Source organism: Hymenobacter sp. BT559 (assembly GCF_017571525.1).
In the GTDB taxonomy this organism is placed as follows: domain Bacteria; phylum Bacteroidota; class Bacteroidia; order Cytophagales; family Hymenobacteraceae; genus Hymenobacter; species Hymenobacter ginsengisoli.
The window spans coordinates 145,994-162,951 of sequence record NZ_JAGETY010000003.1 but is presented as its reverse complement, the minus strand read 5'-3'; the positions used below and the strand labels follow the sequence as shown (position 1 = coordinate 162,951).

Sequence of the window (16,958 nt, the reverse complement as noted above, 5' to 3'; positions counted from 1 at the left end):
TATGAAACTACACCACATTAAATGCCTGCTTGTAGGCCTGCTTGGCGGGGTTGCCCCGGCCCGGGCGCAGCAGCTGAGCTTTGTGCACGCTAACGTGGTAGACGTGGCGACCGGCACCATCCGGCCCGACCAGACGGTGGTGGTGCAGGGCGCCCGCATTGTGCGGGTGGGGCCCTCAGCCGGCCAGTCGCCGCCCGCGGGCCGGGTGGTCGATGCCACCGGCCAGTACCTGCTGCCAGGCCTCTGGGACATGCACACCCACGTGTATTTCGACGGCACGGCCAATGCCGGCACGCGGCTGATTTTGCCGCTGCTGCTGGCCAATGGCATCACCGGCATCCGCGACATGGGCAGCCAGCTCGATTCCATTTTGGCGGCCCGGGCGGCGGTGGCGGCGCATCGCTGGCTAGGCCCCCGGCTGGTGGTATCGGGGCCGATGCTCGACGGTGCTAAATCGCCCTACAAGGCTGCCATCGCCATTGCCACCCCCGACGACGGCCGCCGGGCGGTGGATATGCTCAAGGCGCGGGGCGTCGATTTTATCAAAGTGCAATCGTATGTGCCACGCGCGGCCTACTTCGCCATTGCCGCCGAGGCCAAGCGGCTAGGCCTGTCGCTGGAAGGCCACGTGCCTGACGCCGTGCGCGCTACCGAGGCCGTGGCGGCGGGCCAGCGCACCTTCGAGCACCTGATTGGCATTTTCGAGGCGAGCTCGCCCGATGAGGATAAGTACGTGAGCGGCAGTATCAAGTCGCCGGGCCGGTTTCTGGCTACTTACGAGCCCGCCCGGGAGGCCCGGATTGTCAAGCAACTAGCGGCTGCCCACGTGTGGCAGTGCCCCACCTTGTTTTGGGAGCGCGGCCAATGGCTGGTCGATGCCATTGACTGGCGCGCCGACTCGGCCGGGCTGGCCTACGCTGGCCGCAGCTGGGTGGCGCAGCGCTGGCCAAAGGCGCAGCTCGGCATTGCCAAAACGATGGACTACGAGCCGCTGGCCGAGCGCGAAAAGTTTGTGGCCCACGAGCTGGCCATTGTGCGCCGCCTGCACGCGGCCGGCGTGCCTTTTCTGGCTGGTACCGATGCGCCGGCTGGCGTCGACCTGATTCCGGGCCTGAGCCTGCACCAAGAGCTACAGCGCTTCGTCGAGGCGGGCTTTACGCCCCTGCAAGCTCTGCAAACGGCCACTCTCAACCCGGCCAAGTTTTACAAGCGCACCCAGGACCTGGGCACCGTGCAGCCCGGCCGGCTAGCCGACCTGCTTCTGCTGCAGGCTAACCCATTGACTAACATTGCCAACACCCGCCGCATCACGGGCGTGGTGGCCGATGGCCGCTATTTCTCCCGCCCGGCCCTCGACAGCCTGCGGGCCAGCCTGCGGCAGGTGGCGGCTAGTCAATAGGGCAAGCACTTGCTTCTCCGTTTTACAAGGTGTTGAGCAGGGCTAGCCACGACGCGGGCAAGCCGTTAAATTCTTGCGTACCCACCTGCCGCACTGCCCGCACGGCTGCCACGTTGGCCGTAAACACGGCATCGGCCGCCAGCAGCTCGGCCTGTGAAAATAACCCTTCCCGGCAGGGTAGTCCCGCGGCCTTAGCGGCGCCTAGCACTGCCGCGCGGCGCACGCCCGCCACGCAGCCGCTGGCCAGCGCCGGGGTGAACAGCACCTCGTCTTTCACCCAGAAAATGGCCGCCGCGCCGGCTTCCGCCACGTGCCCGGCCGCGTCGCAGAGAATAATCTCATCGAGCCCGCGCTGCTGGCGCTCGTGGGCGGCCCGCACGTATAGCCACGCCTGCGGCCCCTTGCAAAAGCTGAGCGGTGAAAGCTGCGCGTGCGTAGCCTGACCAAAATCAACCAGTTGCAGCGGCCACTCCTCGGGCGTGAAGGGTTCGGCGGTGGCTAGCCACGCGGCCGCATCGGTGGGCGGGGTGTAGCGGCCGCCCCCGGCGCGCCACAGCTGCAGGCGCAGGCGGGCAGCGGGCAGGTTGTTGGTGGCAGCAAGCCGGGCTAGGGTGGTTTCGAGCGCCTCGGTAGAAGCAAGGGCCGGGGGCAAGCTGAGGTATAGCGCCGCCGCAGCTTGCTGCATGCGGGCCAGGTGGCCGGCAGCGTAGCGCAGGCGGCCATCCAGGTAAATCAAGGTTTCAAAAAAGCCGTCGCCGAAAGCCAGTCCCCGGTTGGGCAGGGGCAGGCGAAACGCCGTTGAGTCAAGCAAGTCTCCGTTGAAAAGCAGCATGGAGGGGGGTTAGCGACGGGCTACTAGGTTTGTCTTTTATAATAACCCAAACTTCTTGCCCGGCAGCGCCCGTACCACGCCCCGAAACTCCAGCCCCAACAGCAGCGAGGCCACCGCGTGAATGGGCTGCTGCGCTTTCCAGGCCAGCTCATCCATGTGCAGCTCGCGGCTGGGTGCGGTGGCTAGCACGCTCACCAGGGCAAATTCTTCGCTCGTAAAATCATCGGCTGAGTAGGAGGGAGCCGGCTGAAACTTACCCGGCAAGTGCAGCGCAGCATCCCAGTTCAGCAGTTGCTCCAGGTCCTGAGGCTCCTGGTAGAGCGCGGCTTTATTGGCTTTAATAAGCGCATTGCAGCCTTCGGAAGAAGGTGCCCCCAGCGGGCCTGGCACGGCCAGCACGTCGCGGTCGTAGCTCAGGGCCAGCTCGGCGGTGATGAGCGCGCCGCCCTTGGCCGCTGCTTCGATTACCACTGTGCCATCGGCCAGGCCGGCAATGATGCGGTTGCGCTGCGGAAAGTTGTAGCGGTCGGGCTGGGTACCAAACGGAAACTCAGTGAGCAGGCCGCCGGTTTCGCGCATTTTCTCAGCCGTTTTGCGGTGCGCAGCGGGATAAATAATGTCGAGGCCGGTCGCCATCACGCCCACCGTGGCTAGGCCCTCCTGCAAGGCCGCGCGGTGCGCCATGATGTCGATACCGTAGGCTAGCCCGCTGATAATGAGCGGCTGGTGCGGCAGCACACCCTTGAGCAGTCGCTCGGTTTGCTCGCGGCCATACTCTGTGGCCTGGCGGGTGCCCACAAGCGCCAGGGTCTTGGGCGCGTTCAGGTCGGCCGGGCCCTGGTAGTAGAGCAGCACCGGCGCGTCCGGGATGAGCTTGAGGCGGCTGGGAAACTGCTTGCTGGTATAAAACAGAATCTGCACGCCGTCCTTTTCGGCCTTGCGTAGGCTGGTCTCGGCGTGGGCCAGCGCCTTGCCGCGCTCGGGCCCGGTCAGGATTTTAATCGTGGCCTCGCCCACGCCCGGAATGCGCCGCAGCTTGCCGGGCGGCAGCAAAAACACGTTTTTGGCCGACGAGCCGTAGCTCATCAGCTGCCGCGTGAGCTGCGGGCCGATACCGGGTAGCAGCGTGAGGGCCAGCTCGTGGTAGAGGTCGTCGGTAGCCGGTGAAGTGGACATTTGGCGCGCTTACTCGGCCTTCTGCGCCGCGTCGATTTCCTTCTTAAGGCTCACCAAAAAGCCGCGCACTTTTTCCAGCGATTGAATTACGTCAATCTTTTCCTTAAGCTGGCCGCCCTTCTGCTTCAGCATTTCGCGGGCGCCGGCAATAGTGTAACCGCGTTCCTTAACCAGGTGATAGATAGTGCGGAAGGTATCTACGTCGGCCTGCGTAAAGAGGCGGTTGCCCTTTTTGCTCTTGCGCGGGGCTAGCTCGTCAAACTCCGTTTCCCAGAAGCGGATGAGCGAAGTGGCCACGCCAAATTGCTCGGCCACCTCGCCGATGGTGAAATACTGCTTGGTAATATCGCGCTCTTTATAAGGCATGGCAGGGGAGAAACGGCGGGAATGCGGGCGCGGCGGGCAGTGTTAACGTGAGAAAGGCCTTAGCTGCGGGGCTAGCGAGAAAGCTTCGCGCCGCAAACTACCTTTGCCCGCGCAAAGCAACGCCAAAAATACCGGTATTTGCCCCTAGTTCCATGTCTCTTCCTACCGCCGCGCACGTTCGCCAGCAGTTTCTCGACTTTTTTGCCAGCAAAGGCCACCACATTGTGCCCTCGGCCCCGCTCGTGGTCAAGGACGACCCCACGCTGCTATTTATCAACAGCGGCATGGCGCCGTTCAAAGACTACTTTCTGGGAAATAAGCCCGCGCCCTACAAGCGCATCGCCGACACCCAGAAGTGCCTGCGCGTGAGCGGCAAGCACAACGACCTGGAGGAGGTAGGCTACGACACCTACCACCACACCATGTTCGAGATGCTGGGCAACTGGAGCTTTGGCGACTATTTCAAGAAGGACGCCATTAACTGGGCCTGGGAGCTGCTCACGGAGGTGTATAAGCTCGACAAGGACCGTCTCTACGTGACGTATTTTGAAGGCGATGCCACCGACGGTACCGGCCCCGATACCGAAACGCAGGCCCTGTGGCGCCAGTACACCAGCGACGACCGCATCCTGCCCGGCAATAAGAAGGACAATTTCTGGGAAATGGGCGATACGGGCCCCTGCGGCCCGTGCACCGAAATCCACATCGACCTGCGCTCCGACGAGGAGCGCGCCGCTAAATCGGGCCGCGAGCTCGTGAACGCCGACCACCCGCAGGTGGTGGAGGTCTGGAACAACGTGTTCATGGAATTCCAGCGGCTAGCCGACAAGTCGCTCATCAAGCTGCCCGCCCAGAGCGTAGATACGGGCATGGGCTTTGAGCGCCTGATGATGGCCGTGTCGGGCGTGAAGTCGAACTACGATACTGATGTTTTTCAGCCGCTTATCCAGTTTATCGCTAAGGAAGCCGGGGTGCCCTACCACGGTACCTCGCCGGCTACGGTAACCGACCTGCCCGCTACCGAGGAGGAGAAAACCGACATCGCCATCCGGGTGCTGGCCGACCACATCCGGGCCATCGCCTTCACCATTGCCGACGGCCAGCTGCCCTCCAACGTGAAGGCGGGCTACGTCATCCGCCGCATCCTGCGCCGGGCCGTGCGCTACGCCTTCTCCAGCCTCAACCAGAAGCAGCCCTTCCTCTATAAGCTCGTGCCCACGCTGGCCGACCAGATGGCCAGCATCTTCCCCGAGCTAAAGGCCCAGCAGGCCTTTGTGATGCGCGTGATTGAAGAAGAGGAAATAGCCTTCCTTAAAACGCTCGAAACCGGCCTGCGCCGTCTCGACGCCCTCGAAGAAAGCGCCCGCCAGAACGGCGGCGTGATTGACGGCCGTACAGCGTTTGAATTGAGCGACACCTTCGGTTTTCCGCTCGACCTCACGGCGCTTATCGCCCGCGAGAAAGGCCTGTCTGTTGACGAAAAAGGCTTCCAGCAGGCCCTAGCCGAGCAGAAAAACCGCAGCCGCAATGCCCAGGAAACTGAGCAGAGCGACTGGGTGACGGTGACTGAGCACGACGCGCCGAACGTGTTTGTGGGCTACGACCAGGACGAGGCCACCGCCCACCTGCTGCGCTACCGCAAAATCGACAAGAAAGGCAAAACCGAATACCAGCTGGTGTTCGACCAGACGCCTTTCTACGCCGAGAGCGGCGGCCAGATTGGCGACACGGGCTACCTCGAATCGCCGCTGAGCAAGGTGCGCGTGATTGACACGCGCAAGGAAAACGACCTGCTCATTCACACCACCCTGGAGCTGCCGCAGGAGCTGACCGAGGAATTTGTGCTGCGGCCCGATGGTGCCCGCCGGGCGCTCATTCGCAACAACCACACCGCCACGCACTTGCTGCAAGCCGCGCTGCGCCGCGTGCTTGGCGAGCACGTGCAGCAAAAGGGCTCGTTGGTGAATGAGAAGCTGCTGCGCTTCGACTTTTCGCACTTTACGAAGGTGACCGATGCGCAGCTGCGCGAAATCGAGCAAATCGTAAACGAGCGCATCCGCCAGCAGATTCCGCTCGACGAGCGCCGCAACGTGCCCATTGCCGAGGCCAAGAGCCTGGGTGCCATGGCCTTGTTTGGCGAGAAATACGGCGAGTTTGTGCGTGTCATCACCTTCGACAAAGACTACTCGGTGGAGCTTTGCGGCGGCCTGCACGTGGCCAACACCGGCAGCATCGGCTACTTCAAAATCACGGCCGAAAGCGCCGTGGGCGCCGGGGTGCGCCGCATCGAGGCCGTGACGGCCGGCGTGGCCGAAGCCTTCGTAGACCAGCAGCTCGACCTGCTAGCCCAAGTGCGCGAGGCGCTGGGTAACCCGCAGCACCTGCTGCCCTCGCTGGAAAAGCAAACCGACGAAATCGCGGCCCTGCGCAAGCAAATTGAGTCGTTTGCCCAACAGGCTATCAATCAGCAAAAAGCGCAGCTGGCTAGCCAGGTAAAAGACCTCAACGGCCTCAACTTCCTGGCAGCCCAGGTGCAGGCCACCAGCGCCGACGACCTTAAAAAGCTGGCCTACGACCTGCGCCAGACCGTGCCCAACCTCGTGCTGGTGCTAGGGGCCGACCTCGACGGGAAGCCGCAGCTAGCTGTGATGCTCGATGACGACCTTGCCAAGGCCGGCAAGCTCAACGCCAGCACCCTGGTGCGCGAGCTGGCCAAGGACATTCAGGGCGGCGGCGGCGGGCAGCCGTTCTTCGCCACGGCCGGCGGTAAAAATGTAGCCGGCCTCAGCGCCGCCATCGGCCGGGCCGAGGCCATAGTGGCCGCCAGCGCCTAGCTAGCCTTGGCCAAATAGGATTTAAAAGTCTCCTGGTTTCGCGCCAGGAGGCTTTTTTTGTGGACACTGCGGCCGCGGCTAGGGGTAGCCAATGGCCTGGCCAGCAAGAGGCAGGCAGTTTTTGATTTGGTTAAGCTGGCAGCAGCACCCGGAAGCGGCTAGTAGCTCGTAATTTGCGTAGCAATTGCAGTTACCATGTCCGTCGACTATCCCGCCTTATTTCGCTCTTTCCTCGAACGTAGCTCAACGGTATACTTTTCGTACCGGGTAGCCGATGGCCAGGTGGTATACGTGAGCCCGGCGTATGAGCAGGTCTTTGGCGACCCGGCGGCGCACATCAACGAAGACTTGCCGCTCTGGCTCGCACGGGTGTATCCCGACGACCTGGTGCTGCTGCGCGAGCAAATGACGCAGGTGCTGGATGGCAAGGCGGTGGAGCAGCTGGAAATACGCATAAACCAGGCCGACGGCGGCACGCAGTGGCTTTGCCTGGCGGCCTGCCCCGAATACCTGGCCGAAGGCGAGCTTTACCTCAGTGGTACGGTCAAGGATATTACGCGTGATAAGGTAGTAAGCATCAACGCCGAGAAGTTTAACACCAAGAAAAACGCGACGCTGGAAATCCTGTCGCACGATTTGGCCGGGCCGCTGGCATTACTACAACAGCTCACCGAGCACTTGCGCGCGGAGTCGCCGATGGCCAGCGAATCGGCGCTGCACCTGCTGCGCCTGATGGAGCGCACGTGCCTGGACAGCGTAAACCTGATTCGTGATTTTGTCGACAACGAATTTATGGAGTCGGCCAACGTGGAGCTTAAGCGGGAGCGGAGCGACCTGGTGGCCTGGCTCGGCACGCTGCTCGAAGAATATCAGCGCTCCGATTGGCGCACCCGCTTGCAGTTTGACTACAAGGCGGCCGAGCAGCCAATTTACGTAAGCTATGATAGCAATAAGTTTCAGCAGGTTGTCAATAACCTAATTTCCAACGCTATCAAGTTTACGCCCGATGGTGGGCGCATCAGCGTGGGCGTGGTCCGGCAGGGCTCGCTAGCCCTCATTACGATAGCCGACACGGGGATAGGCATTCCGGCGAAGTTGCAGGCCGAGCTGTTCGAGCGGTTTACCAAGGCCCGGCGCCCGGGCCTGCGCGGCGAAAAAACCAATGGCTTGGGCATGTCGATTATTCGCACCATTGTGGAGCTGCACCAGGGCCAGATTACCTTTAAAAGTGTAGAGGGAGAGGGTACCACCTTTACCATTGCGCTGCCGGCCCTGCCGGCCTAAGGCGGCTCGGCCTGGGTGGTAGCTAGCCAGACCGTGCGCCCTGCGGTAAGTACAGAGCAGGCGCCCGCTGGGCGTGTAAATACACGTAGGCATCGGCTAAAACAATGGACGAACGCCTCCGCGTAAGCTGGTAATTTTTTCGGGCTGTATGGCCTTATGCTGCTGGGTCTGCTGTGGCCCTGCCGCGCCAACGCTTCACGCATTCCCCGTGGGTGAGCATTCTAGTGGCGGCCCGCAAGGAGGCGACAACTACTGAGCGTTGCCTGCAGGCGTTGGCCGCGGCCGCGCCGGGCGTGGCCATGGGCATTACCACGGCTGGCGGGGGCTGTTTGGGCGCTGGCAGGGGCTCGACTGGCTGTTTGGCCTGAGCTTGGCGCGGCTGTTAAGTGACTGGGGAGTGCCCGTGACGGCGGTCGGCAACAATATAGCAGCGTGGCTCAGCGGCATTGTCAGTTGCGGGCAGTTGTAAAGCGAAGGTACAGGCCGCTTATTAGCAAAAGCTGGCTAGCACGAGGGCCCACCTGGCATGTGCGTTTTCACAAGCGTTGACTCCTTTAACTGCGCCGCTGGCGGCCACGAAAAATGCTGCGCGTAGGCTGCGCGCCGGGTTGGGCCTGGTTGGCGCGGGGCTGGTCGTTGCGCCCCGTGCCATTGTCGAGGTTGCGCACGGGTACTCCATTTGGAAAAGTGCCTGTGGTAGTACCGCCCAGGTGCTTGTCGGTGTAGCCCCGGGGGTAAGCAGGTACCGAGGGTGCCGGCAGGGTAGTGCCGGGCTGGCCCGTATCGGAGAGGCTGCCCGACTGCGGCACCGTGGGCGATGTTGTCGGGCGGCGCACCTGAGACACGGCCGTACCGGCGGCTAGGGTAAGCAAGGAAGCAAAAAGCAGTATAATGCGCATGGGGGAAAGCCGGCCCTAAAAGAGGGCTTGGTCGCCTGCTTGTACGGTAAAATGGTGAAGCAGGGGGGAAAACTTAAGGCCTGGTAATTTCTCAGCGCTCCTCGTTCAAGCTATCGGGCCAAGTAGCAGGGTACACCAGAAGCCCGCATGCTAAAAGCCCGGCCGTTTCAGCGGTTCGGGCCTCTATTTTCTGACTTGCCCTATACACCAACAAAAACGCCGGTGCAACTACTTGAGTTACAACGGCGTTTTTCGAAAAAGAGCCCCCAGTCGGACTCGAACCAACGACCCTCTGATTACAAGTCAGAAGCTCTACCAACTGAGCTATGGAGGCTTAATCGTGGGGCAAAAGTAAGACACAATGGGCTAGCGGTCAAGCCAGCGGGCAATAAAAAACGGCCGCGCGGACGAGCGCGGCCGTTTTAGCAAAGGTACTCAAGCGATTAGCTGCGCAGCTGCTTTAGCTGTTTCTTGAGTTTTTCGATGCGCTGGCGCGCTTCGGCCATGCGGCCCTGATACTCCTGGCGCAGCTGGTCGGCGTTTTTCGAGCGGGCGAAGAAGTCGAGGTTGGTTTGCAGCGTGGCCACGTCGTTTTCGAGCTCTTGAATTTCGCGGCGCAGGCCGTTCTCCTTGCGCGTGAAAGCCTGCTGCGCCTGCGGGCGAGCCTTAAGGCGAGCTATCTCCAATTGGAAAAGCAAATCCTCGCGGTCAGTCGGCGTGATACCACCCACTTGGTCCAGGTATTTACCCATAAGAGTAAGAAACTGCTCCTCTACACGGTCAGAAGTGCCTGCGCCTGCAGCGTCAAGCTCTTGCCAATCAGTGGCTAGGGCCCGGAAACCTTCCAGCGTGCCAGGCTCGGCAGGCGTGAGGCTGGCCACTTGTTGGGCCAGTTTATCCAAACGGGCAACCTGCTCGGCGCTGGCTGCCGACTGGCGCTCCTCGCGCTGGCGGGTTTCCTGCTTGGGGCGGTCAAACACGCCGTCGCAGGCGGCGCGGAAGCGCTTCCAGATTTTATCAGCCTGCTTCTCGGGCACGCGGCCGATGTCCTTCCACTCCTTCTGCACCCGAATGATAACGGCGCGGGCCTCTTCGAAGTCAGGGTTTTGCTGGGCCGCTTCGGCTTGCTCGATGAGGGCGTACTTGGCTTGCAGGTTGGTGTTTTTCTCTGAGTCGAGGCTCTTGAAAAACTCGTTTTTGTGGTTAAAGAAGGCTTTGTAGGCGTTCCAGTACTGCTTGTTGAGCTGGTCGGCCTGGGCGCGGGGCACCGGGCCGGTCGCTTCCCACTCCTTCTTGATTTCCTGGAGCTCGTCGGTGCGCGAGCGCCACTCGTTGACGCGCTCGGTGGCGAAGTCGGCGAAGGGCAGCACACGGGCCAGTAGGGCCTGCTTTGCGGTCAGGTTTTCCTTTTCCTGCGCCGTGCGCACATCCACAAACTCCTTGCGGCGCAGGTGCACGGCCTCTGAGGCGGCCAGGAAGCGCTGCCACAGGGGCTCGCGCTGCTCGCCGGGCACCGGGCCAATGTGCTTCCAGTCGTCGTGCAGCTTCTTGAGCTCGTCGAGGGCCTTGTTGATGCCGGGGGCATCTTTCAGGGCTTCGGCGCGGGCCACTAGGGCCTCTTTAGCCTCTTGGTTGCGGCGGCGGTCAAGCTCCTTCAGCTCGTAGAAGCGGCCCTGGTTGGCGTAGTAGCGGTCGAGCAGGCCGTGGTAGGTGTTCCAGGTTTCCTGGCTGTCGGTCTGGGGCACGGGGCCGGTAGCCTTCCAATCGGCCTGCAGCTGCTTGAGCTTCTGCGAGCTGTCTTTGGTTTCGGCGCTTTCCACGAGCTGGCGCAGCTGCGCCAGCAACTCCTGCTTGCGGGTCAGGTTCTGGGCGCGGCTCTGGTCCTCGGCTTTGGCGTCGCGGGCGCGGCCTTCGCGGAATTCCTGGAGGGCTTTGTTGAGCTCGGCCTGGCTGGCCGGGGGCTGGAAGCTAAACTCCTGGGGCGCGTTGGCGTCTTCGGCCAGCTTCTGGCGCGAGGCAGCGCGGGCGGCGGCCACGTTGGCTTCGTACTGGCGGTTGAGCTCGAAAATCTGCTGGCGGTTGCGGCGGGCATCGGGGCGGCGCAGCAGCCCGATGAGGTGGCTAGCCTGGCTTTCGAGGTCAAGCTCAGCAAAGTCGGGGGCCGGTGTTTCGGGCACGTAGTCGTCGGACTCGTCGTGGCTGGCATCGCCGGCGGCTTCGTGCTGATGCTCGAGCTCGGCCTGGTGGGCCTCGGCCGCGCTATCGGTGGCCGAAGTGGGCAGCGTAGCCACGCCTTCGGGTGCATTCTCGATATCCTGCGCCTGGGCCAGCGGCTGCACGGGGGCAGCTTCTTCGGGCGCTGCGGCGGGGTTAGCCGGCGTTTCGGCTTCGGGGGCCATGGCCTCGCCGTAGTGGGCCACGGCGCGGGCCTGCGGAGCCGAGAGGTGCTCGCTGGCTACCTCGGCCGGCACGTGCTGAGCCGACTCAGCCGCCGCGGCGGCTTCGGGTGAGCCAGCGGCCGGCGCAGTGCCCAGCTCCTCAGCCAGGCCGGGCTCCGAGCGCAGCGGGTCGGGCTCGACCTGGGTTTCGCCGCCGCCCGGGGGCACGGCCGCTTCGGCCGGGGTTTCGCTTTCGGTGGGCAGGGCCGGGCTAGCCTCGGGGCTGGGCGTGGTAGGCGCGGCAGCATCGGAGGCGCCTTGCTTGGCGCGGATTTCGGCCAGGCGGGCTTCGAGCACGCTCATCCGGTCGGCGGGGTCAGGCGCACCAGCGGCGGACGTATGTTGGTCAGGGGTGGGGTTTTCTTCGGGCAGCATAAAGCAAAACGAAAAGCCGGCGGCCGGCCGGGGCCGGAAAAACGGGGGCTGTGGAACGCCGGAACGGAGGGCAGTAAGAAAAATTAATTTAGGCGCGGGTCGAGCGGGTAGTTGGACAGGGCGCGGAAGCGGCCGCCTTTTTCGCGCAAAATGCCTTGCCAGAACGCATCAGACTTCAAAGTAAATACTTTCCCGGCACTAGCGGGCTGCCGAATCCAGGAGCCGCGCTCAATTTCGGCCTCAAGCTGCCCCGCCGACCAGCCCGAATAGCCTACAAAGCAACGTACATCATCGGGTAGGATAATACCGCTGTTTATGAGGGTGATAAGTAAGTCGAAGTCGCCGCCCCAATACGCATCTTCGCCCAGTGCGGTAGCGCCGGGCAGCGAGGCGTAGCGGTGCACAAAATGAAGCGTATCGAGCTGCACCGGGCCGCCTTCGTAGAGGGGCAGCTCAGTGGCGGGGCCAGGCGGCAGCTCAAGCACGTCGCCGAGCAAAGTTTCCGTGCGCCTGGTCAGCACCAGGCCAAAGGCGCCCTCCTCGGGGCGGTGGCGGCACAGCAGTACGACGCTGCGCTCGAAATTAGGGTCGCCCAGAAAGGGCTGCGAGATAAGAAAGGTACCGGGCTTCATAAGTACCTAATGTACGCACGCCTGGGTTAGATAGTGCCCGGCTAGCCCCGGTTGTGGCCCTTACCTTTGCCCAACCGAGCCGCGCAGCAAGCAGGTTGCCAGTAAGTCAACATTCAACCTTAAAAATTTACCCTTTCAGCATGACCGACGCCGAACTCGCCGACCTGCGCCAGACCTACGCCCAGCGCACCCTGCTCGAAACCGACGTGCGGCCCGATGCCGTAGCCCAGTTTCGGCAGTGGCTCGACGAGGCCGTGGCGGCCCAGCTGCCCGAGCCCGCTGCCCTTACCCTAGCCACTGTCGACGCGGCCACCGGGCAGCCCAGCCAGCGCGTGGTGCTGCTCAAGGGCCTTCCCGACGACGCGGGCTTTCTGTTTTTCACCAACTACGACTCGCGCAAGGGCCACGAGCTGGCCAGTCAGCCGCGCGCCGCGCTCAACTTCTTCTGGCCGGGCCTCGAGCGCCAGGTGCGGGTAGAGGGGCTAGTGGAAAAAGCCCCGGAAGGCGTTTCGACTGAGTATTTTCAGAGCCGGCCGCGCGGCTCGCAGGTGGGTGCCTGGGCTTCGCCCCAGAGCGCGGTGATAGGCAGCCGCGAGGAGCTGGAAGGCCGCGAGCACGATATTGAAGCTCGCTTCGAGGGCCAGAACCCTTTGCCCCGGCCGCCGCACTGGGGCGGCTATGTGCTGCGCCCGCAGCGCGTAGAGTTCTGGCAGGGCCGCCCCAGCCGCCTGCACGACCGCCTGGTGTACGAGCGCGAGGGCCAGGGCTGGAAAATCAGCCGGCTAGCCCCGTGAGGAAGTAGTGAGCAGTGAATAGTGAGCAGTGAACAGGTTTGTTTGGTGGCTCCCGATAACTGCTCACTGCTCACTATTCACTGTTCTCTCTTATTTGTTTTGGCTGAAATTCAACCCGTGCGCGGCTGGCGCTACAATCCGGCCCTGAGCACCGATATCGACGCCGTGGTGTCGCCGCTGTTCGACGTGGTGAGCCCGCGCCAGCGCGAGGCGCTGTACCAGAATCCGCTCAATTCCATTCACCTCTCGGTGCCGCGCCCTGAAGAGGGGCTAGCCCCGGCTGCGGCCGCCGCCCGCCGCCTGGCGCAGTGGCAGGCCGAGGGCGTGCTGCGCGAAGACGGCCTGCCGGGCATCTACGTCTATTATCAGTACTTCCGGGTGCCCGGCGAGCCGGGGCGCGAGCGCTGCCGCAAGGGCTTTATGTGCCACATCCGGGCCTACGACTGGGCCGAGCAGGTGGTGCTCCGCCACGAAAACACGCTGCCCGCCGCCGTCAATGACCGCGCCGAGCTGCTGGCCGAATTGCAGTTTCAAACCAGCGCCACCCACGGGCTGTACCGCGACGAGGATTTTGAGCTGGAAGCCCTCATGGATGCGGCCATCGAAGACCCATTGTGCCAGACCGAGGAAGATTACCAGGGCGCCCGCGATGTGCTGGCCGTGATTCAGGACGCGCAGCTTATCCGGCGCTTTCAGCAAGTGCTGGCGGGCCGGCAAGTGATACTGGCCGACGGGCATCACCGCTACGAAGGCTCGCTGGCCTACCGCCAGGCCCGCGAGCTGGCCGCCGGGCCGGGTGGCAGCACCGGCCGCGAGCCCTGGAATTACCACCTCATGTACCTCACCAACGCGGCCAGTGATGATGTGCGCATTTTGCCCACCCACCGCCTGCTGCTGGAGCTGCCCGGCGGCCTCACCGAGGCCGAGTTTCTGGCCCGGCTAGCCCCGTATTTCACGGTGCTGCCCCAAGCCGAGGCCCAGGACCTGCCCGAGCTCATGGCTGGTAAGCGCTGGGCCTTTGGGCTGTATTTGCCCGGTGGCGCCTACAAGCTGCGTCTGCGCCCCGAGGTACACGCCCAGCTCGACTGGGATACCACGCCCGAGGTGAAAGACCTGGACCTGACGGTGCTGCACTTCTTCGTGCTCGAAAAGGTACTCGGTATCGTGGGCCCCGAGGCGCAGCGCAACTGGCCCGGTGTGGCCTACGTGCGGGGCCTGGCCGAATGCCTGCAGCGCGTAGACCGCGGCGAGGCCCGCGCCGCGCTGCTCACCAACGAGGTAACCATGGCCCAGGTAGAGGCCGTGTGCCACTCGGGCGCCGTGATGCCGGCCAAGTCCACGTTTTTTTACCCCAAGACCCTCGCCGGCCTACTGTTTTCGAGCCTGAAAGAAGATGACGCCAATGCGTTGTTTAACGGCTATTTCACGGAGCTACTACCCTAAAATATAAAAATACTTAGGTTCTTGTGTTAAAGATGGATGCCGTAGTCGGCGGGGAGGTGCCCCGCCGCTTTTTGTTGCTGCTGGCCCTAGGCAGCCTGGCGCTGGCGGCCGGCTACGCCGCCCTGGTGCTGGGCACGTCCAGCTGGGCCGAGGCCCAGGCGCTGGAGGCAATTTACCCCTACGAAGGCTGGCATCTGCCAGCTTTAGGGCTTGCGGCCTGGCAGTATACGGGGGGGGGGCTAGCCGTCTTGGCTGCGCTGCTGACATTGGCTTGGGTGGGGCTGGGGCCCGCTACCCTGGCCGGCCGGGCCGAACTGGAGGCTACCCTGGCGGAGGGGTGGCGCCTGAGGGCTGGGGTGGCCCACCGCTGGCGCGGGCTCTCGCGCCGCCAGCGGTGGCTGCTGCTGGTGCACTTAGTGGTTCTCACGGCCGTCCGGGTGTACCTAAGCCTGACGCTGCCCTGGGCAGATGATGGCGGTTCGTTTGAGTATTTTGTGCGGCACGGGCTGCTGGCTGTGAGCGCCTACTACCCGGTGCCTAACAACCACGTACTGTCCAATGCCATTGCCTGGGCATTCTACCAGGTGCATCCGGGTTTTTGGTGGGCCATGCGTCTACCGGTGTTACTGGCCAGCACCCTAGGCACTGTGCTCATGTTTTGGGGGCTACTGCGCCGCCTGGGCTACTGGCCTGCCCAGCTGGCAGCAGGCGCCATGGGCTGGACGCAGTTGAGCCTATACCACGCGGCGGTCGGGCGTGGCTACTGGCTGGGGGCCCTGCTGGCGGCCATGGTATTTCTAGCCTTGCTGGCCCTGCTGGAGGAGTCGCTTGAGCCGGGCAGGCGCTTGGCCTGGGCGGGCCTGGTCGGCGCCAGTATACTAGGGTGCTACGCCGTGCCGACCTTTGCCTATGTAGTGACCGCGGCGTTTATGTGGTTGGTGGGCCAGGCTTTGCAGCGGCATCACTGGCGGCAGCTGGCGCGGCTAGCTACAATGGGGGCGGTAGCCGGGCTGGCAACGATAGCTTTATACAGCCCCCTGCTGCTGGTATCGGGCAGGGCGGCCCTGCTGGCTAACCCCTACGTGCGGGCGCTACCTGGCGCCAGCTTTTGGGCGCAGCTGCCGGCCCACGCGTGGTTTGTGGAGGGGTGGCTGGCGGGGCAGCGCCAGCTGGGCGGCCTACTCGTGGGGCTGGGGCTGGGCCTGTTTGGCATGCTGGTGCTGGCGAGCTGGCGGGGGAGGCTGGCACCAACCCAGGCTCGGCTGGTGCGCGAGGTAGGGTGGCCGGCGCTCTGGTTTATGCTGTGGCCCTATGTGCCCATGGTGGTGCAGCGCGTACTTCCCCCCGAGCGAACGCTGTTTTATAAGGCATGGTTTTTCTTTGTGCTAGTGGCGCTGGCCTTGGCGGTGTGGCCCGTGCGGCGGGCGCAGTGGCGCTGGCTATTAGGGCTGGCGTTGGTGCCGTATGGCGCCTACCAGGTGGCTAGCCAGGTGCTTGGGGGCCGGCGGCTGCACCGGGCCAATGCCGACTATGAGGCAACGTATCAGTGGCTGGTCCGGCAGGCTCCCCACCAGCCCATCCTGATTGCCAACCGCTTTCTGTGGTTTTGGCTGCGCTTTGAAGCCCATACCCAGGCCCCCGCCCAGCAGTGGCTGGCCGACCGCTACCCGCGGCCCGGCGTAGCATATGCCTATATCCTAGCGCGAGGAGATAGTCTGGCCCCCGCCGGGGCGGGCAGGCTGGTGCACCGGCTCGGCCAGGTCCGCATTTTCCGCTACCGCGGGCTTGGTGCGGCCCGGCCCAGTGCGGCAGTTGGGGCGGCCGATTCAATTTTTACCCGCTAGCGCACTACTCGTTCTTTTAGCTTACTTACCGCATGAAACTCCTTCTTGCCTCCGGCTCGCCCCGGCGTCGCCAGTTGCTCACCGACTTGGGGCTGGCCTACGAAATCCGGCTACGTGAGGTCGACGAAAGCTTTCCGCCTACGCTGCGCCGCGCCGCGGTGGCCGAGTATCTGGCTCGCCATAAGGCCGAGGCCTACCGCGCCGACCTGGCCCCCGACGAGCTGCTTCTCACGGCCGATACCATTGTCTGCCTGGGCGATGAGGTGCTCAACAAACCTGCCGATGCCGAGGAGGCCCGCGCTATGCTCGGGCGCTTGCAGGGCCGCGCGCACCAGGTGTACACGGGCGTATGCCTGCTGTCCGGCGACGGCCGCCCACCGATGGTGTTTGCTGACGAAACGACCGTGCACTTCGGCCCGCTAAGCACCGAGGAGATTGCCTTTTATGTGGAGCGGTACCAGCCCCTGGACAAGGCCGGTGCCTACGGTGCCCAAGACTGGCTGGGGCTGGTGGCTATTGAGCGGCTCGAGGGGTCGTATTTCAATGTAATGGGGCTACCCACCCACCGCGTATGGGCGGCGCTGCGGGCCCTGAGGCAACTATAGCGCGGTGATGAAGCAACTGTGGGAAAGCCCGCCCCGC

At 63.6% G+C, this 16,958-nt stretch carries 14 protein-coding genes and 1 tRNA gene; 8 read left to right on the top strand and 7 right to left on the bottom strand.

From position 1 onward, the window contains the following. The first annotated feature begins 1 nt into the window (after window position 1). On the top strand, window positions 2-1,399 hold the full coding sequence (locus J4D99_RS05260; RefSeq protein ID WP_208130666.1) for an amidohydrolase family protein: 1,398 nt from the start codon (window positions 2-4) through the stop codon (window positions 1,397-1,399). A 22-nt stretch (window positions 1,400-1,421) separates the two neighbouring features. Here the strand turns inward: J4D99_RS05260 and J4D99_RS05255 are convergent, their stop codons facing one another. Genes J4D99_RS05255 through J4D99_RS05245 form a run of 3 tightly spaced genes read right to left on the bottom strand, consistent with a single transcriptional unit; the run spans window position 1,422 to window position 3,773 of the window. Then, window positions 1,422-2,231 carry an aminotransferase class IV gene (locus tag J4D99_RS05255; protein ID WP_208130665.1) on the bottom strand — a complete coding sequence of 270 codons (810 nt, stop codon included), beginning with the start codon at window positions 2,229-2,231 and terminating at the stop codon, window positions 1,422-1,424. A gap of 36 nt (window positions 2,232-2,267) precedes the next feature. Continuing rightward, window positions 2,268-3,407: a DNA-processing protein DprA gene (gene dprA, locus J4D99_RS05250; RefSeq protein ID WP_208130664.1), complete on the bottom strand. Its 1,140-nt coding sequence runs from the start codon at window positions 3,405-3,407 to the stop codon at window positions 2,268-2,270. A gap of 9 nt (window positions 3,408-3,416) precedes the next feature. Next, window positions 3,417-3,773, bottom strand: coding sequence for a MerR family transcriptional regulator (locus J4D99_RS05245; protein ID WP_208130663.1), 357 nt, complete (start codon window positions 3,771-3,773; stop codon window positions 3,417-3,419). Window positions 3,774-3,925: 152 nt separating this feature from the next. Here J4D99_RS05245 and alaS point away from each other — a divergent pair, with 152 nt between their 5' ends. From alaS to J4D99_RS05230, 3 genes are all read left to right on the top strand, one after another. Beyond that, on the top strand, window positions 3,926-6,607 hold the full coding sequence (alaS, locus tag J4D99_RS05240; protein ID WP_208130662.1) for an alanine--tRNA ligase: 2,682 nt from the start codon (window positions 3,926-3,928) through the stop codon (window positions 6,605-6,607). A gap of 195 nt (window positions 6,608-6,802) precedes the next feature. Further along, on the top strand, window positions 6,803-7,891 hold the full coding sequence (locus J4D99_RS05235; protein ID WP_208130661.1) for a PAS domain-containing sensor histidine kinase: 1,089 nt from the start codon (window positions 6,803-6,805) through the stop codon (window positions 7,889-7,891). A gap of 259 nt (window positions 7,892-8,150) precedes the next feature. Continuing rightward, window positions 8,151-8,360 (top strand): hypothetical protein, encoded by a 210-nt coding sequence (locus J4D99_RS05230; RefSeq protein ID WP_208130660.1) that lies wholly within the window; start codon window positions 8,151-8,153, stop codon window positions 8,358-8,360. A gap of 85 nt (window positions 8,361-8,445) precedes the next feature. On the opposite strand, the gene J4D99_RS05225 is transcribed toward J4D99_RS05230, so the two are convergent. The 4 genes from J4D99_RS05225 to J4D99_RS05210 form a co-directional block, all read right to left on the bottom strand. Continuing rightward, entirely contained in the window at window positions 8,446-8,790 is a 345-nt protein-coding gene (locus J4D99_RS05225; protein ID WP_208130659.1) for a hypothetical protein, read from the bottom strand. A gap of 261 nt (window positions 8,791-9,051) precedes the next feature. Then, window positions 9,052-9,124, bottom strand: a tRNA-Thr gene (locus J4D99_RS05220). A gap of 109 nt (window positions 9,125-9,233) precedes the next feature. Then, window positions 9,234-11,603 (bottom strand): DUF349 domain-containing protein, encoded by a 2,370-nt coding sequence (locus tag J4D99_RS05215; RefSeq protein WP_208130658.1) that lies wholly within the window; start codon window positions 11,601-11,603, stop codon window positions 9,234-9,236. Between the two features lie 83 nt (window positions 11,604-11,686). Further along, window positions 11,687-12,235, bottom strand: coding sequence for a YqgE/AlgH family protein (locus tag J4D99_RS05210; RefSeq protein ID WP_208130657.1), 549 nt, complete (start codon window positions 12,233-12,235; stop codon window positions 11,687-11,689). A gap of 140 nt (window positions 12,236-12,375) precedes the next feature. Between J4D99_RS05210 and pdxH the strand changes: the two genes are divergently transcribed. The 4 genes from pdxH (at window position 12,376) to J4D99_RS05190 (ending at window position 16,921) form a co-directional block, all read left to right on the top strand. Continuing rightward, window positions 12,376-13,029, top strand: a complete 654-nt coding sequence (pdxH, locus tag J4D99_RS05205; protein ID WP_208130656.1) for a pyridoxamine 5'-phosphate oxidase — start codon at window positions 12,376-12,378, stop codon at window positions 13,027-13,029. A gap of 99 nt (window positions 13,030-13,128) precedes the next feature. Further along, window positions 13,129-14,472 (top strand): DUF1015 domain-containing protein, encoded by a 1,344-nt coding sequence (locus tag J4D99_RS05200; protein WP_208130655.1) that lies wholly within the window; start codon window positions 13,129-13,131, stop codon window positions 14,470-14,472. 32 nt (window positions 14,473-14,504) lie between these two features. Then, entirely contained in the window at window positions 14,505-16,316 is a 1,812-nt protein-coding gene (locus J4D99_RS05195) for a hypothetical protein (protein WP_208130654.1), read from the top strand. A gap of 32 nt (window positions 16,317-16,348) precedes the next feature. Then, window positions 16,349-16,921 carry a Maf family nucleotide pyrophosphatase gene (locus J4D99_RS05190; protein ID WP_208130653.1) on the top strand — a complete coding sequence of 191 codons (573 nt, stop codon included), beginning with the start codon at window positions 16,349-16,351 and terminating at the stop codon, window positions 16,919-16,921. Window positions 16,922-16,958: the final 37 nt, after the last annotated feature.

Bases quoted from the DNA above. Each gene is read 5' to 3' on its own strand.
- J4D99_RS05225 (WP_208130659.1), bottom strand. From the start codon at position 8,790: ATGCGCATTATACTGCTTTTTGCTTCCTTGCTTACCCTAGCCGCCGGT.
- J4D99_RS05210 (WP_208130657.1), bottom strand. From the start codon at position 12,235: ATGAAGCCCGGTACCTTTCTTATCTCGCAGCCCTTTCTGGGCGACCCT.
- J4D99_RS05235 (WP_208130661.1), top strand. From the start codon at position 6,803: ATGTCCGTCGACTATCCCGCCTTATTTCGCTCTTTCCTCGAACGTAGC.
- J4D99_RS05195 (WP_208130654.1), top strand. From the start codon at position 14,505: ATGGATGCCGTAGTCGGCGGGGAGGTGCCCCGCCGCTTTTTGTTGCTG.
- pdxH (WP_208130656.1), top strand. From the start codon at position 12,376: ATGACCGACGCCGAACTCGCCGACCTGCGCCAGACCTACGCCCAGCGC.
- J4D99_RS05260 (WP_208130666.1), top strand. From the start codon at position 2: ATGAAACTACACCACATTAAATGCCTGCTTGTAGGCCTGCTTGGCGGG.
- J4D99_RS05245 (WP_208130663.1), bottom strand. From the start codon at position 3,773: ATGCCTTATAAAGAGCGCGATATTACCAAGCAGTATTTCACCATCGGC.
- J4D99_RS05215 (WP_208130658.1), bottom strand. From the start codon at position 11,603: ATGCTGCCCGAAGAAAACCCCACCCCTGACCAACATACGTCCGCCGCT.
- alaS (WP_208130662.1), top strand. From the start codon at position 3,926: ATGTCTCTTCCTACCGCCGCGCACGTTCGCCAGCAGTTTCTCGACTTT.
- J4D99_RS05255 (WP_208130665.1), bottom strand. From the start codon at position 2,231: ATGCTGCTTTTCAACGGAGACTTGCTTGACTCAACGGCGTTTCGCCTG.
- J4D99_RS05190 (WP_208130653.1), top strand. From the start codon at position 16,349: ATGAAACTCCTTCTTGCCTCCGGCTCGCCCCGGCGTCGCCAGTTGCTC.
- dprA (WP_208130664.1), bottom strand. From the start codon at position 3,407: ATGTCCACTTCACCGGCTACCGACGACCTCTACCACGAGCTGGCCCTC.